The sequence below is a fragment of the Mesorhizobium sp. P2_D1 genome (genome assembly GCF_056404455.1).
Genome location: NZ_JBFUDZ010000035.1, coordinates 17,048 through 30,218, shown reverse-complemented (window position 1 = coordinate 30,218; position 13,171 = coordinate 17,048). Strand labels below are relative to the sequence as shown.

15 protein-coding genes are annotated in these 13,171 nt (G+C 64.5%); 9 read left to right on the top strand and 6 right to left on the bottom strand.

The genetic code is table 11. From position 1 onward, the window contains the following. The first annotated feature begins 80 nt into the window (after positions 1-80). Both AC1D0I_RS22695 and lysA read left to right on the top strand, forming a co-directional pair. Positions 81-287: a lipoprotein gene (locus AC1D0I_RS22695; RefSeq protein ID WP_111544266.1), complete on the top strand. Its 207-nt coding sequence runs from the start codon at positions 81-83 to the stop codon at positions 285-287. A gap of 68 nt (positions 288-355) precedes the next feature. Beyond that, positions 356-1,624: a diaminopimelate decarboxylase gene (lysA, locus tag AC1D0I_RS22690; RefSeq protein WP_477397852.1), complete on the top strand. Its 1,269-nt coding sequence runs from the start codon at positions 356-358 to the stop codon at positions 1,622-1,624. Positions 1,625-1,658: 34 nt separating this feature from the next. On the opposite strand, the gene AC1D0I_RS22685 is transcribed toward lysA, so the two are convergent. Beyond that, on the bottom strand, positions 1,659-1,961 hold the full coding sequence (locus AC1D0I_RS22685) for an ArsR/SmtB family transcription factor (RefSeq protein ID WP_477397850.1): 303 nt from the start codon (positions 1,959-1,961) through the stop codon (positions 1,659-1,661). Between the two features lie 50 nt (positions 1,962-2,011). On the opposite strand from AC1D0I_RS22685, the gene AC1D0I_RS22680 reads away from it, so the two are divergent. From AC1D0I_RS22680 to AC1D0I_RS22670, 3 genes are all read left to right on the top strand, one after another. Then, positions 2,012-2,953, top strand: coding sequence for a threonine/serine dehydratase (locus AC1D0I_RS22680; RefSeq protein WP_477397848.1), 942 nt, complete (start codon positions 2,012-2,014; stop codon positions 2,951-2,953). A gap of 113 nt (positions 2,954-3,066) precedes the next feature. Continuing rightward, positions 3,067-5,658 (top strand): TIGR02302 family protein, encoded by a 2,592-nt coding sequence (locus AC1D0I_RS22675; RefSeq protein WP_477397846.1) that lies wholly within the window; start codon positions 3,067-3,069, stop codon positions 5,656-5,658. Between the two features lie 55 nt (positions 5,659-5,713). Next, the gene (locus tag AC1D0I_RS22670) at positions 5,714-6,085 is read left to right on the top strand and encodes a glyoxalase superfamily protein (protein ID WP_095084877.1); all 372 of its coding nucleotides are present in this window, start codon (positions 5,714-5,716) and stop codon (positions 6,083-6,085) included. Between the two features lie 57 nt (positions 6,086-6,142). Here AC1D0I_RS22670 and AC1D0I_RS22665 read toward each other — a convergent pair whose 3' ends face one another. Continuing rightward, the gene (locus AC1D0I_RS22665; protein ID WP_095085020.1) at positions 6,143-7,006 is read right to left on the bottom strand and encodes a LysR family transcriptional regulator; all 864 of its coding nucleotides are present in this window, start codon (positions 7,004-7,006) and stop codon (positions 6,143-6,145) included. Between the two features lie 200 nt (positions 7,007-7,206). Between AC1D0I_RS22665 and AC1D0I_RS22660 the strand changes: the two genes are divergently transcribed. Further along, complete coding sequence (locus AC1D0I_RS22660; RefSeq protein WP_477397844.1) at positions 7,207-8,154, top strand: DMT family transporter; 948 nt, start codon at positions 7,207-7,209, stop codon at positions 8,152-8,154. On the opposite strand, the gene AC1D0I_RS22655 is transcribed toward AC1D0I_RS22660, so the two are convergent. From AC1D0I_RS22655 to AC1D0I_RS22645, 3 genes are all read right to left on the bottom strand, one after another. Next, positions 8,155-8,526 carry a response regulator gene (locus AC1D0I_RS22655; protein WP_477397891.1) on the bottom strand — a complete coding sequence of 124 codons (372 nt, stop codon included), beginning with the start codon at positions 8,524-8,526 and terminating at the stop codon, positions 8,155-8,157. It lies immediately after the preceding gene. 75 nt (positions 8,527-8,601) lie between these two features. Next, complete coding sequence (gene hpt / locus AC1D0I_RS22650; protein WP_477228397.1) at positions 8,602-9,144, bottom strand: hypoxanthine phosphoribosyltransferase; 543 nt, start codon at positions 9,142-9,144, stop codon at positions 8,602-8,604. A 23-nt stretch (positions 9,145-9,167) separates the two neighbouring features. Next, positions 9,168-9,812 carry a hypothetical protein gene (locus AC1D0I_RS22645; RefSeq protein ID WP_477397842.1) on the bottom strand — a complete coding sequence of 215 codons (645 nt, stop codon included), beginning with the start codon at positions 9,810-9,812 and terminating at the stop codon, positions 9,168-9,170. Positions 9,813-10,004: 192 nt separating this feature from the next. Between AC1D0I_RS22645 and ftsE the strand changes: the two genes are divergently transcribed. The 3 genes from ftsE (at position 10,005) to AC1D0I_RS22630 (ending at position 12,511) form a co-directional block, all read left to right on the top strand. Beyond that, positions 10,005-10,664: a cell division ATP-binding protein FtsE gene (gene ftsE / locus AC1D0I_RS22640; protein WP_027023302.1), complete on the top strand. Its 660-nt coding sequence runs from the start codon at positions 10,005-10,007 to the stop codon at positions 10,662-10,664. Then, the gene (locus tag AC1D0I_RS22635) at positions 10,657-11,652 is read left to right on the top strand and encodes a cell division protein FtsX (RefSeq protein WP_477397840.1); all 996 of its coding nucleotides are present in this window, start codon (positions 10,657-10,659) and stop codon (positions 11,650-11,652) included. The genes ftsE and AC1D0I_RS22635 overlap by 8 nt, the downstream gene beginning before the upstream one ends. Positions 11,653-11,785: 133 nt before the next feature. Next, positions 11,786-12,511: a YdcF family protein gene (locus tag AC1D0I_RS22630; protein ID WP_095084883.1), complete on the top strand. Its 726-nt coding sequence runs from the start codon at positions 11,786-11,788 to the stop codon at positions 12,509-12,511. Positions 12,512-12,514: 3 nt separating this feature from the next. Here the strand turns inward: AC1D0I_RS22630 and AC1D0I_RS22625 are convergent, their stop codons facing one another. After that, positions 12,515-13,159: a pyridoxamine 5'-phosphate oxidase family protein gene (locus AC1D0I_RS22625; protein WP_477397839.1), complete on the bottom strand. Its 645-nt coding sequence runs from the start codon at positions 13,157-13,159 to the stop codon at positions 12,515-12,517. Positions 13,160-13,171 lie beyond the last annotated feature (12 nt).

Sequence of the window (13,171 nt, the reverse complement as noted above, 5' to 3'; positions counted from 1 at the left end):
GACCAGCAATATCCGGGGTGCAATGCTCTGAGAACTCGGCTAAAAGCGGCGGCTGGAAAAAGTTTCGGACGGATGGATCGATGACCGGAAGCAGGATTTTGGTGACGCTGACGCTGCTGGTGGCGATTGCGGCCGTCTCGGCCTGCGGCCGGAGGGGCGCCCTCGACTCGCCCTATGAGGCAGCCGTCCAGGCGCGCAAGGATGCCTCAAAGGCCCACCAGCCCGTGCCGCCCGAGCCGGAAAAACCGGTCAAGGACAAGAAGTTCTTCCTCGACCCGCTGATCTAGGCCGATGACACCCGGGTTGGTCGTTTAAGACCCGGTCTCATCGTGCTCCAACTTCCGGAACCACTCTCGTGAACCATTTCGACTACCGCGACGGCGTGCTGCATGCCGAGGACGTGGCGATCGCCGATATCGCTGCACAGGTCGGCACCCCATTCTACTGCTATTCGACAGCCACCCTAGCCAGACACTACCGGGTGTTCGCCAAGGCCTTTGCCGGGCTCGACGCGCTGGTCTGCTATGCCATGAAGGCCAATTCCAACCAGGCGGTGCTGCGAGCGCTGGCCAGACTCGGCGCCGGTGCCGACGTGGTGTCGGAAGGCGAATTGCGGCGGGCGCTGGCGGCCGGCATCCCCGCGAGCAAGATCCTGTTTTCGGGTGTCGGCAAGACCGCGCGCGAAATGGACTTTGCCCTTGCGGCCGGCATCCTTTGCTTCAACGTCGAATCCGAGCCTGAACTGGAACTGTTGTCGGCCCGTGCCGCCGCCCTTGGCAAGGTGGCGCCGATCTCGCTGCGCATCAATCCCGACGTCGACGCCAAGACCCACAAGAAGATCTCCACCGGCAAGGCCGAGAACAAGTTCGGCATCCCGTGGCAACGGGCGCGTCAGGTCTATGCCCGTGCTGCACAGCTGCCGGGCCTCAAGGTCACCGGCATCGACACCCATATCGGCAGCCAGATCACCGAGCTGCAGCCCTTCGACGACGCCTTCGCCCTGCTTGTCGATCTGGTCGGCGCGCTGCGCGCCGACGGCCATGCCATCGAGCATGTCGATGTCGGCGGCGGCCTCGGCATCCCCTACCGCGTCGACAACAACCCGCCGCCCTTGCCCGACGCCTATGCCCAGATCGTTAGGAAGCATGTCACCGAGCTCGGGCTCAAGGTGATGTTCGAACCCGGCCGGCTGATCGTGGGCAATGCCGGCATCCTCGTCTCGGAAGTGATCTTCGTGAAGGAAGGCGACGCCAAGAATTTCCTGGTCGTCGACGCCGCCATGAACGACCTGATCCGGCCGACGCTCTACGATGCCTTCCACGACATAAGGCCGGTGGTGCAGCCGCCGGCCGACACGCCGCGCATGATGGTCGATGTCGTCGGCCCGGTCTGCGAGACCGGCGACTATCTCGGCCTCGACCGTGACCTGCCCAGGCTGAAGGCTGGCGACCTGATTGCCGTTTCCACCGCCGGCGCCTATGGCGCGGTGCAGGCCGGCACCTACAACACCCGCCTGCTGGTGCCCGAGGTGCTGGTCGACGGCGACCGTTTCCACATCGTGCGCCCGCGCCTGACCTATGACGACCTGATCGGGCTGGATTCGGTACCCGACTGGCTAAGGTAGACGCTGCTCCGTCCGAAACGCTGCGCCGGCGGTACTACAGCCGGTTCTGGATGAGCGCCCTTGTGTCGGCGATCCTGTCCTCGTCGCGGCGGTAGAACGTCCATTGCTTGATGCGCTTGGCCCGCAGCAGGCCGGTCTGGGTGAGCACACGCATGTGCTCGCTGAGCGTCGCCTGCGTGATGCCGAGCTTCTCGGCGATCAGCAGCGCGCAGACACCGTCTTCGACCAGATCGCCATCGGCTTGGCGCGGGAAATGCGCACGCGGATCCTTCAGCCAGTCGAGAATCTGCAGCCTGCGTTCGTTGGCGATCGCCTTGAAGACATCAACCTCTTGCATTTAGCCATTTTGCCAAGTTACTAATTGCTGTCAATCCCAAGGAGACGTCCATGAGCAACGGCAACACCGTCACACGCGAACGCATTGCCGCGATGGAACCTCGCATCCGGCCCTATGTGCGCCACACGCCGGTGCTGCGCGTCGACATGGCCGACTTCGACCGCCCGCCGCTGACCGTCGACCTGAAGCTCGAGTGCCTGCAGCATTCCGGCTCGTTCAAGGCGCGCGGCGCCTTCACCAACCTCCTGGAGAGAACGGTTCCCAAGGCCGGCGTTGTCGCCGCGTCGGGCGGCAATCATGGCGCCGCGGTCGCCTACGCCGCCATGCGGCTTGGCCACAAGGCGACCATCTTCGTTCCAGAGGTGAGCCCGCCGGCCAAGCTGGAGCGGATCCGCAGCTACGGCGCTGAGCTCATCGTCGGCGGCGCCCGCTACGCCGAGGCGCTGGCCGCGAGCGAACGCTTCGCCGAGGAAACCGGTGCCTTGCAGATCCATGCCTTCAACCAGGAGGAGACGCTGGTCGGCCAAGGCACGCTCGGGCTGGAAATAGAGAGCGATTTGCCTGAGATCGACACGCTGCTGGTCGCCGTCGGCGGCGGCGGCCTGATTGGCGGCATCGCCGCCTGGTTCGCCGGCCGCATCCGCATCATCGCCATCGAGCCGGAAGGGGCGCCAACGCTTTACCGCGCCTTCGAGGCCGGCCGCCCCGTCGACGCGCCGGCCGAGGGCATCGCCGCGGATTCGCTGGCGCCCAAGCGCGTCGGCGAAATGATGTTCCCGATCGCCGAGGCCTTTGTCGAACGCTCGATCCTGGTCAGCGACGACGACATCGTCGCTGCCCAGAAGGCGCTGTGGGACCGGGTGCGCATCATCTCGGAACCGGGCGGTGCCGCCGCCTTCGCGGCCGTGCTGTCCGGGCGGTATGAGCCCGCGCCCGGCGAAAGGGTCGCCATACTGGTCTGCGGTGCCAACGCCAACCCCGCCACGTTCTGACAGCAACCAGTCCGGCAGCTTCACGTTTTCTCAAACTGCCTCGCCTTTGCCGTGTTTGCTGGTATTCTTCGAGTCGTGAGATCGGGCTATCCTGCCCGCCCATGGAAGGGCCGATGACGCAACGACCCACCTTCAGCAGCCATCGCGGCCTGGCCCGGCGCCTTGCCTTGAGCCGGCTGGCGACGCGGGTCTCGATGATGGTCGAGCGTGGCTGGCCGGTGCTGCTTCCGCTCGTCATCGTCGCCAGCTTGTTCCTCAGCGTCTCCTGGCTCGGCATCTTCTCGCGCCTGCCGGACGTGGCGCGCATCGGCCTGCTCGCCGCATTCGGTGTGGCAGCACTTGCGGCACTCTATCCGCTGCGTTTCTTCCGCTTGCCCGCCGCCGCCGAAATCGACCGCAGGATCGAAGCGGCCAATCAATTGCTGCACAGCCCGGTGCTGGTGCAGACCGATCGGCCGAGCGGCAGGGAAAGCAGCTTCTCGCAGGCACTGTGGCGCGAACACCAGAAGCGAATGGCCGGAAAGCTCGACAGCCTTGGCGCCGATCTGCCGCGAACGCGCGTGCCGGAGCGCGACCGCTGGGGTCTGCGCGCGGTGGCCGCACTTTTGCTGGTGACCGCCTTTGCCTTCTCCTTTGGACCGAGCGGCGGCAAGATTGTCGACGGATTCAGTGCCCATGGCGTCCACGATGCCATACCACCGCGCATCGACGCCTGGGTGACGCCGCCGGCCTATACCGGCAAGCCGCCGATCTTCCTGACCGCCGACGTCAACCAGGCGACGCCGACCTTCATCATTCCCGAAGGCAGCGACGTCTCGCTGCGCGTCACCGGCGGCTCGGGCGAAGAAACGCTCGCCTATGCCGACAAGAACGGCAATTCCCGGGCCATCGACCCGGCTGGCCCGCAGGCCGCCGCCACGGCCAAGCCGGCGGCAAGCCCGGCGACGCCATCCAAGGTGCGCCAGTTCACCGGCAAGCTGACCGGCGACGGCACCCTGACGCTGACGTCGGGCGAGGATCAGCTCGGCCGCTGGGCCTTCGCGGTCATGCCGGACAAGCCGCCGCAGATCCGTTTCGTCGGCGAGCCGAAGCGCGCCGCCAACGGCGCCTTCGAGCTCAACTACCAGATCGACGACGACTATGGCGCCGCCAATGCCAAGGCGGTTTTCGCGCTCGCCGATCCGCAGGCGCCCAATGCACATCCGCTCTATGGTCCGCCTGAAATGCCGCTGTCGCTGCCGCGTCGCGGCGGCAAGTCGAATGCCGCCCGGACGACGAAGGACCTGACCGAGCATGTCTGGGCCGGCAACAGCATCAAGCTGACGCTGGTCGCCACCGACGATGCCGGGCACGCCGCGTCGAGCGAGACCAAGACGCTGGTTATGCCGCAGCGGCCATTCGCCAACCCGCTGGCGCGCGCGGTGCTCGAGCAGCGCCGCCTGCTGGCGCTCGACGCCAACGCCAAGCCGCACGTGCTCGACCTGATGGACGCGATCACGCTGCGGCCCGAGGACACGTTCGACAACATGTCCCACTACCTCGCCATCATGAGCGCCCGCAGCCGGCTGAAGATGGCCGTCAATGACGACCAGCTGCGCAGCGAGGTGTCCTATCTCTGGGAAATCGCGCTTGGCATCGAGGAAGGCAATCTCTCGGCCGCCGAAAAGCGGCTGCGCCAGGCGCAGCAGGCGCTGCAGGACGCCATCAAGAACGGCGCCAGCGACGCGGAAATCGAAAAGGCGATGAAGGAACTGCGCGAGGCGATGAACCAGTTCCTGCAGGAATTCGCCGAACGCGCCAAGCAGAATCCCAACGCGCCGCAGATGCAGCAGAACGGCCAGGAACTGCGCCAGAGCGATATCGACCGCATGATGGACCAGATCGAGAACCTGGCGAAGTCGGGTGATCGCGACAAGGCGCAGCAATTGCTGTCGCAACTGCAGGATATGATGAACAATCTCCAGGCCGGCCGTCAGCAGCAAGGCGGCCAGCAGGACAGCGAGATGCGCCAGCAGATGGACAAGCTCGGCGAAATCCTGCGGCGCCAGCAGGAGATGATGAACGACACCTTCCGCATGGACCAGATGCAGCGCGGCGAGCGCCAGCGCGGACAGAACCGTGAAGAGCAGCTCGGCCAGGACGGTGAGCAAGGTCAGTCCGGCGAAAACGGCAAGCCCGGCGAGGATGGCCAGCAGAAGCCGATGACACCGCAGGAATTCGCCGATGCGCTGAAGCAGCTGCAGCAGGGCCAGGGCCAGCTGAAAAGCGACCTCGAGCAGCTGAAGAAGGGGCTCGAAGGCATGGGCATGGAGCCCAATGAGGGATTTGGCGAGGCCGGCAAATCCATGGGCAATGCAGAACAGGCGCTCGGCGAAGGCGACGGCGATCAGGCGGTCGGCCACCAGGGCCGGGCGCTGGAAGCGCTGCGCAAGGGCGCCAAGGACATGATGAAGCAGATGCAGGCCATGCAGGGCGATCAGGGCGGCAGCGAGGAAGGTGGCCGCCAGCAGAACGCCGACCGTGACCCGCTGGGCCGTCCGCGCGCCAGCCAGGGCCCTGATTTCGGCGATTCGGTGAAAGTGCCCGACGAGATCGACGTGCAGCGCGCCCGCCAGATTCTGGAAGCGATCCGCAAGCGGCTCGGCAATGCGCTCAGCCCCGACATCGAACGCAGCTATCTGGAACGGCTGCTCGAGCTGAAATAGGGATCGCCGCCCCGCTTCCAACCTCACCCGAAGACACTCGAACGGTTGCAACACCATGCCGAAACTTGGCGCCGTCACGCCCATCCTGCGCATCTTCGACATTGCCAAGGCACGTGAGTTCTATGTCGGCTTCCTTGGTTTCGAGGTGCAATGGGAGCATCGCTTCGACGACAACGCGCCGCTCTACATGGCGGTCGGCCGCGACGGCTGCGTGCTGCATCTGAGCGAACATCACGGCGACGGCGCGCCGGGCATTGCCGTGCGCATCAAGGTCGAGGACATCGCGGCACTTCATCGCGAGCTGATCGGCAAAAATTACCGCTTCGCCAGGCCGGGTCTGGAGGAAACGCCGTGGAAATCCCGCGAAATATCGGTCGCCGATCCGTTCGGCAACCGGCTGCATTTCCACGAGGAAGCGGCCGCTTGAGTCTTTGTTTGTGCATGTCGTTATCCCAAGACCGCTGCACAGCTTGGACGACAGGCACTAGATCTGCCTGTTGACGAACGCTTCGCGGATTGCCTCCTGCATGCCGTCGATCGCCTCACCCGAGGCATTCGGGTTGCGGTGCATCACCACATTCGAGGAATCGATGTCGCCGAACCCGTCCGCCGACGTCAGTTCGCGGCAGCCGGCCGGAATGTTGCTGCGCGAGATCGGCGCGATCGCCAGCCCGGAGGTGACGGCGAGCTTTAGGCCGCCAGTCGTGTCACTGGTATAGGCGACGCGATAGGCAAGACCGCGCTGCTCCAGTGATTTGACGGCAAAATCCTTGCACCAGCCGGCCCGGTTGTAGAGCGCGATCGGCACCGGCCGCTCCTCATGCATGTGATGCAGGGTCGATGTCACCCATACGGTCGGATCGTGCATCAGCACTTCGCCGCCGGCAGGATCCTGCCATTCGAAAACCACGCACAGATCGAGTTCGCCGGCGGCGAGCGCCGCCACCTGCGCCCCCGAATGCGCATAGCGCACGGTGACCTCGACCTGGGTGTGGCGCTTCGAAAAAGCGCCGAGCGCACGCGACAGGATCGCGTGGCCATACTCCTCCGGAATGCCGATACGCACCGGCCCGCCAAGCGGTGCCGCCGCCATCGATGCCGCCGTCTCGTCGAGCAGCGAGACGATGCGGCGAGCATTGACGATGAGTTCGCCGCCGCGCCGCGTCAACACGACGCCGCGTGAACCGCGCTCGAACAGGGTGTCGCCGATCAGGTCCTCGAGCTTCTTCATCTGCATCGACACCGCCGACTGGGTACGGCCTGCCTGCTCCGCCGCCCTGGTGAAATTGCCCGCTTCGGCAATAGCCACGAAGGTGCGCAGAAGGTCGCTGTCGAGGGTCGGTCGCATGAAATCCACCATAAGGAATTTTGATCACTGATATCATTCCAATTCGTTTGCAACATGTCAAACGCCGAACGATAGTCGCCTCACCCATTGGATATGCGGCTGCGAAATCGGCCGCGGACCAATTCGAAGAGTCCTCACTCATGCCCGCTGCCCGAAACGGTGGCGGGTTCTTTTTCGCTTGCAGGGAGCCCTGAAGGCACATGCAGAACCGGATGGTCCTTGGCATCCTGAGCCTGTGCCTTGGCGTGCTGGTCTTCTCGCTGCAGGACCCGCTCGTCAAAGCCGTGTCGAGCGGCTATCCGGTGACCGAGGTGATGGCGATCCGCTCGATCGTCGCCTTGCCGATCCTGATTGTTCTCGTCCATGTCGATGTCGGCTTGCCTGCGATCCTGTCGAGGCGATTCGGCATGCTGACGATGCGCGCCTTCATCCAGTTCACCTCCTATACGGTGTACTATCTGGCTATCGCCGCCTTGCCGCTGGCCGACGCCGTGGCGCTCTATTTCATGGCGCCGCTGTTCATCATGGTGCTGGCCGGGCCTTATCTTGGCGAGCGCGTCTCCTGGCAGACGCTGGCGACCGTGCTGATCGGGCTGTTCGGCGTCCTCGTGATGCTGCGCCCGGGCGCCGGTCTGTTCGACTGGGCGGCGCTGCTGTCGCTGGGCTCGGCGGCGCTCTACGGCTTTTCGCAGTTGATGGCCCGCAAGATCGGCGATACCGAATCGTCCACCGTCATGGCCTTCTACCAGAACGGCGCCTATCTGGTCGGCGCGGCCGTGGTTGCCGGTACGTTTCACCTGGCTGGCATCGCCCACGCCGTCCACCCGAGCCTCGAATTCCTGGTGCGGCCCTGGCTCTCGCCGACACTGCCTGATTTTCTCAAGATGGCTGCCTGCGGTTTCGTCGCCTCCGCCGGCATGATCCTGCTGTCGCAGGCCTACCGGATGGCACCGGCCAACCGCGTTGCCACCTTCGAATACACCGGCATCCTGTGGTCGCCGCTGTGGGGTTTCCTGTTCTTCGCCGAGGTGCCACGGTCGACGACGGTGATCGGCGCGGCGCTCATCATCGGCGCCGGCCTGCTGGCGCTCAACTTCGAACGCCGCAAGAGCGCTGCGCCTGTGCTCGCTGCAGCCGATCCAGCCTGATCAGGCGAAGCAGATCAGCGCCCGTTCGACGCGGGAGCGGATTTCGGCCAGCGTAAACGGCTTCTGCACGACATCGAGGATAACGCCGTTCAGCTCCTCGGCGCGCTCGCGCTGGTCGGCATAGCCCGTCATCAGCATGATCTTCATCGACGGGAAGAGCGCTGCCGCTGCAATCGCCATCTCGATGCCGTCCATCTCCGGCATGCGGATGTCGGAGACGACGAGATCATAGCCGCCATTTTCGGCTTGGATCAGCGAGAGGCCTTGCGCGCCGTCCGCGGCGATATCGATTGTGTGTCCGGCGCGTTCAAGCGCGCGGGCGGCCAGGGTGCGGACGGACTCATCGTCCTCGACGATCAGAAGCTTTGCCATGGCGGCCATGTTTGGCTGCGAAAAGTTGACTTTTTCTGAAGGCGCAGGAGACCAACAAGCCTTTTTGAACGTCGCTTACACGTCGCCTTTGACGACACCGACAAACGGCAATTCGCGAAAGGCATGCGCAACGTCCATGCCGTAGCCGACGACAAAATAGTCGGGACAGTCGAAGCCGACATAGTCGGCGTTGAGTGAGGTCTGGCGGCGCATGCGCTTGTCGAGCAGCACGGCGATGGCGCAGCTCTTGGCGCCGCGCGACAGCATCAGGTCGCGGGTGAAGCTCAGCGTCTTGCCCGATTCGAGAATGTCGTCGATCAACAGCACGTCACGGCCGGCCACCTCATTGTCGATATCGCGCAGCACCCTCACCTCGCCGCTTGTGGTGCCGGCGCCGTAGCTGGAAATGAAGATGAATTCGACCTCCGGCGACAGCCCGACATCATGCATGGCGCGGATCAGGTCGGCGGCGAAGATGAACGAGCCCTTCAGCACCGAAATCACCAGCAGATCGTGATAATCGTGGCCGGCGATCTCCTTGGCGAGTTCGAGATTGCGCCGTGCGATCGCCGATGCCGAAAACAGGACCTCGATGTCCTTGCCGCGTACGTTTGGCATTGGTGGTCTTCCCCGGTGATCGCCTATCGGGCGAAAGTGACCAAAACGGTTCTTACGCCGTTCTTAGGCACGTCCAGCCGGCTGGCAAAGCCAAATCTTTCGCCCGACGCCAGCGAACGACCTGATGTCCCCAACGAATAGCGGGTCGTGCGCCCGTCATTGCCGGTCACCCGGATTTCGAGCGGCGGCAGCGGCGCCGGTTTCGCGCCGTCATTGGCGGCCTCGCCATCGACGAACAGCACGGGGTTCGGTCCGGAGGCATCGACGCGTGACGTGACGCCTGAAATGCTCAGCGCCGACGCCTGCGCACTGGATAGGAACGGCGCCTGGCGCACCAGCGCATGCCCTCCGGAGACCCAGAAAGCGGCGAACGCGGCGCCAATGCCGGCGATCCAGAAGATCGGCCCGCCGCGTGAAGCCGGTGGCCGCTCCGCCGGGGCCTCGGGCTTGCGCAGCATGTCCATGCCCTCGATGGGCGGCGTGACGATCGCGCGTGGCAGCTGCGAAACGCTTTCCGCGGCGGGGACAAGGCGCGGCATCACCACATAGTCGGCATCGACGATGTCAGCCGCTGGAGCGCGAATGAACCAGTCCGTTGCGGCAATTGCCGCCGGATCGGTCATGATTTCGCCGGAAACCGGGCGCGCGGTTCTATCGTCAGCCATCATGGCCCCAGCATTGCAGCACGTGTTCGCTTTTCGTTTCTTTTGCGTAGCCACAAATGGTTAACGCTTCCCCACCGGAGCCCTCGTGAAGAGCCGAAAAAGCCCAAGAATTAACCGCCGGTTAACCATGCCGGCCGATGGTCATTACCCAGAACAGGCTGGCTCGCTGCCGCCGCGAATTTCAGGTCGCCGAAATTGATTCGCTTCGAAAATGTCGGCCTCCGCTATGGCATGGGTCCGGAAATCCTCCGTGACATCTCCCTGCACATTCCGGAGCGCTCCTTCCAGTTCCTGAGCGGGCCTTCGGGTGCCGGCAAGACGACGTTGCTGCGCCTGCTGTTCATGTCGTTGAAGCCGACGCGCGGGCTGATCACCATTTTCGGCAAGGACCGCTCGCGCATCTCGCGCGCCGAACTGCCGCACCTGAGGCGTCGTATCGGTGTGGTGTTCCAGGACTTTCGCTTGCTCGACCATATGACCACCTACGAGAACGTGGCCTTGCCGCTGCGCGTGCGCGGGCGCGAGGAGGCGAGCTACCGGACCGATGTCACCGAACTGTTGAAATGGGTCGGGCTGGGCGAGCGCATGCATGTGCTGCCGCCAGTTCTGTCCGGCGGCGAGAAGCAGCGTGCGGCGATCGCCCGTGCGCTGATCGAGCAGCCGGAGATCCTGCTGGCCGACGAGCCGACCGGCAATGTGGATCCGCCGCTGGCGCGACGCCTGCTGCGGCTGTTTATCGAGCTCAATCGTCTCGGCACCGCCGTGGTGATCGCGACCCATGACCTTGGCCTGATGGAACAGGTCGACGCGCGCCGCATGATCCTGGCCGGCGGAAGGCTGGACATCTATGACTGAGCTGTCCGCCGAACATCTTGAACAGCAGGAGCAGGACGCCGAGGCCGCCGAGGCGAGGCCGCGTGCCCAGCGCCGGATGGCGCCGATCGTGCCGGCGCAGAACATCGCCGGCCGGGCACTGGTGCTGGTCATTGCCATCATGACCTTCCTGTCCTGCCTGACCTTCGGCGCGGTGACGCTGGTGCGTGACACCGCCTCGGTCTGGGAGAACCAGATCTCGCGCGAGGCGACGATCCAGATCAAGCCTGTCGACGGCCTAGACATGGAGGCCGCCCTTGCGGAGGCCTCGCAGATGGCCAGCGAGTTTCCCGGCGTGAAGGCGACCCGGATCATCGATCGCGACGCGACCGCGAGGCTCCTGGAGCCGTGGCTGGGCTCCGGCCTCAACATCGATGAACTGCCGGTGCCGCGCCTGATCATCGTCACCATCGACGAGAGCAGCCCGCCTGATTTCGCCGCCATGCGCGCCGCGATCACGCCGAAATTGCCAAGCGCATCGCTCGACGATCACCGCACCTGGGTCGACCGGCTGGTGGCCATGGCCCGCACCACGGTGACCATCGGCATCGCGGTGCTGGCGCTGATGCTGTCGGCGACCGTGCTGACCGTGGTGTTCGCGACGCGCGGCGCCATGGCGGGCAATGGCCACATCATCGAGGTTCTGCATTTTGTCGGCGCCGAGGCGAGCTTCATCGCGCGTGAATTCCGCCGGCATTTCCTGGTTACCGGCATGAAGGGTGCCGCCGCCGGCGGAGCCGCGGCTGTGCTCGTGTTCATCGTCTTTTCATGGTGGTCGTCGCGCAACATGGCGACGCCGCAGGCCGACCAGGCGACCGCGCTGTTCGGCAATTTCGCCATCGGTTCGGCGGGCTATCTCGGGGTCGTTCTCATGGTTCTGGTGATCGGTGGGCTGACGGCGGCGACCTCGCACGCCACTGTCGTCGCCTATCTCAGCGACATCGAGGTCCGCCAGCCGGATGCCGGCTAATTTACGTCGCTTGGAAGCAGGGACAAGTTCGGGACAATGACATCGATAGAAACAGGATGATCACGGATGGAGAATTGGCGTAACGCAAAGTGCGTCTTTCTACTACCCAAAGCCACATTTGGGGATTAACCATATGGCGATGGACGCGCGGCAAACGACCGGGACGGCTGGGCAGATGCCAGTGGTGGTTGCCCATTCGCGCGACCACGGCAAGGTCAGCCGCCTAAAAGCCGCTCTGCGCCTGTCCGGGCTTTCCCTGCTCATCCTCGCAACTCTGTTTGCCGGCGGCTTTGGCTGGTTCGCCAACAAGGTCAGCCACCTGACGACGCCCGCCAATCCGGCTAAGGCCGACGCAATCATCGTTTTGACCGGCGGCCAGTCACGCCTTGACGCCGCAATGGATCTGCTGGCGTCCGGCAAGGGCGAGCGGCTGCTGATCAGCGGCGTGCATCCTTCCGCCAGCCGCCGCCAGCTGCAGGCGGCAATCGGTGGCGACAAGCGCTTGTTCTCCTGTTGCGTCGATATCGACCGCGCCGCGCTGGACACGATCGGCAATGCCGAGGAGAGCGCCAAATGGGTGGAGAGCCACGCCTATGGCACGGTGATCCTGGTCACTAACAACTATCATATGCCGCGCAGCCTGCTGGAAATGGGCCGGCTGCTGCATGGCGCCAAGCTCGAACCGTATCCGGTGGTCAACACCAACCTCGACAATGGCAGCTGGCTGACCAAGCCGCGCGCATTGCGCGTGCTGTTCACCGAATACAATAAATATCTGCTGGCGCTGGCGCGCGGCATCGTGCCTATGAAGCCGACGCCGGACGGCATCGCGCTGGCCGAGACCGCTGCCGGCGGCTGAACCTCATTCCCCGGCTGCAGCGCCTGCCCCGGCTGCAGCGCTCCCCTTGAGGCGCGCTATCTCCTGTTCGAGGCCCTCGATACGCTTGTCCCGTTCGCCAAGCGCCGCTGCCACGTCAGCCGCCTCGAACCGCTGCGGGATGTGTTGCGGGCAATTGGAGTCCCAGGCCGAGACCGTGAACAGGATGACCTGCTCGGGACGCGCCTTGTAGTCCTGCGGCATCAACCTCGCCATCAGCTCGGCATCGTTCTCGACGACGCGGGCCGTGCCCCAGATCTTGATGCGCTGCCGGTGGGCATAATCGATCAGGAACAGGAAGGCCTGCGGATTGTCGGCCAGGTTGCCCTGCGTGATGAACTGCCTGTTGCCGGCAAAATCCGCAAAGCCGATCGTGTGTTGATCCAGCACCTTGAGAAACCCGGCGGGTCCACCGCGATGCTGGATGTAGGGCTGGCCATCGCCATTGGCCGTCGACAGGAAGACGCTGGTCTGCATCTCGATGAAGGCGGCAAGGTCGGGCGTGATATCGGCCTGCCAGCCGCCACGCTCCTCGACGCGGGCATAGGACTGGCGTGAGCCCTTGCGGGCCTGGATCGCCTTGACGGTTGGCGTGAAGGCGACGTCGCTGGTGAAAGCATGAGCATTCATGAAAGCCTCCTT

Coding starts and splice junctions, on each gene's coding strand:
- hpt (WP_477228397.1), bottom strand. CDS start 9,144: ATGCCAAACGTACGCGGCAAGGACATCGAGGTCCTGTTTTCGGCATCG.
- AC1D0I_RS22665 (WP_095085020.1), bottom strand. CDS start 7,006: ATGCGACCGACCCTCGACAGCGACCTTCTGCGCACCTTCGTGGCTATT.
- AC1D0I_RS22675 (WP_477397846.1), top strand. CDS start 3,067: ATGACGCAACGACCCACCTTCAGCAGCCATCGCGGCCTGGCCCGGCGC.
- AC1D0I_RS22630 (WP_095084883.1), top strand. CDS start 11,786: ATGGCGATGGACGCGCGGCAAACGACCGGGACGGCTGGGCAGATGCCA.
- AC1D0I_RS22685 (WP_477397850.1), bottom strand. CDS start 1,961: ATGCAAGAGGTTGATGTCTTCAAGGCGATCGCCAACGAACGCAGGCTG.
- AC1D0I_RS22655 (WP_477397891.1), bottom strand. CDS start 8,526: ATGGCAAAGCTTCTGATCGTCGAGGACGATGAGTCCGTCCGCACCCTG.
- AC1D0I_RS22660 (WP_477397844.1), top strand. CDS start 7,207: ATGCAGAACCGGATGGTCCTTGGCATCCTGAGCCTGTGCCTTGGCGTG.
- AC1D0I_RS22625 (WP_477397839.1), bottom strand. CDS start 13,159: ATGAATGCTCATGCTTTCACCAGCGACGTCGCCTTCACGCCAACCGTC.
- AC1D0I_RS22680 (WP_477397848.1), top strand. CDS start 2,012: ATGAGCAACGGCAACACCGTCACACGCGAACGCATTGCCGCGATGGAA.
- AC1D0I_RS22670 (WP_095084877.1), top strand. CDS start 5,714: ATGCCGAAACTTGGCGCCGTCACGCCCATCCTGCGCATCTTCGACATT.
- AC1D0I_RS22635 (WP_477397840.1), top strand. CDS start 10,657: ATGACTGAGCTGTCCGCCGAACATCTTGAACAGCAGGAGCAGGACGCC.
- AC1D0I_RS22695 (WP_111544266.1), top strand. CDS start 81: ATGACCGGAAGCAGGATTTTGGTGACGCTGACGCTGCTGGTGGCGATT.
- AC1D0I_RS22645 (WP_477397842.1), bottom strand. CDS start 9,812: ATGATGGCTGACGATAGAACCGCGCGCCCGGTTTCCGGCGAAATCATG.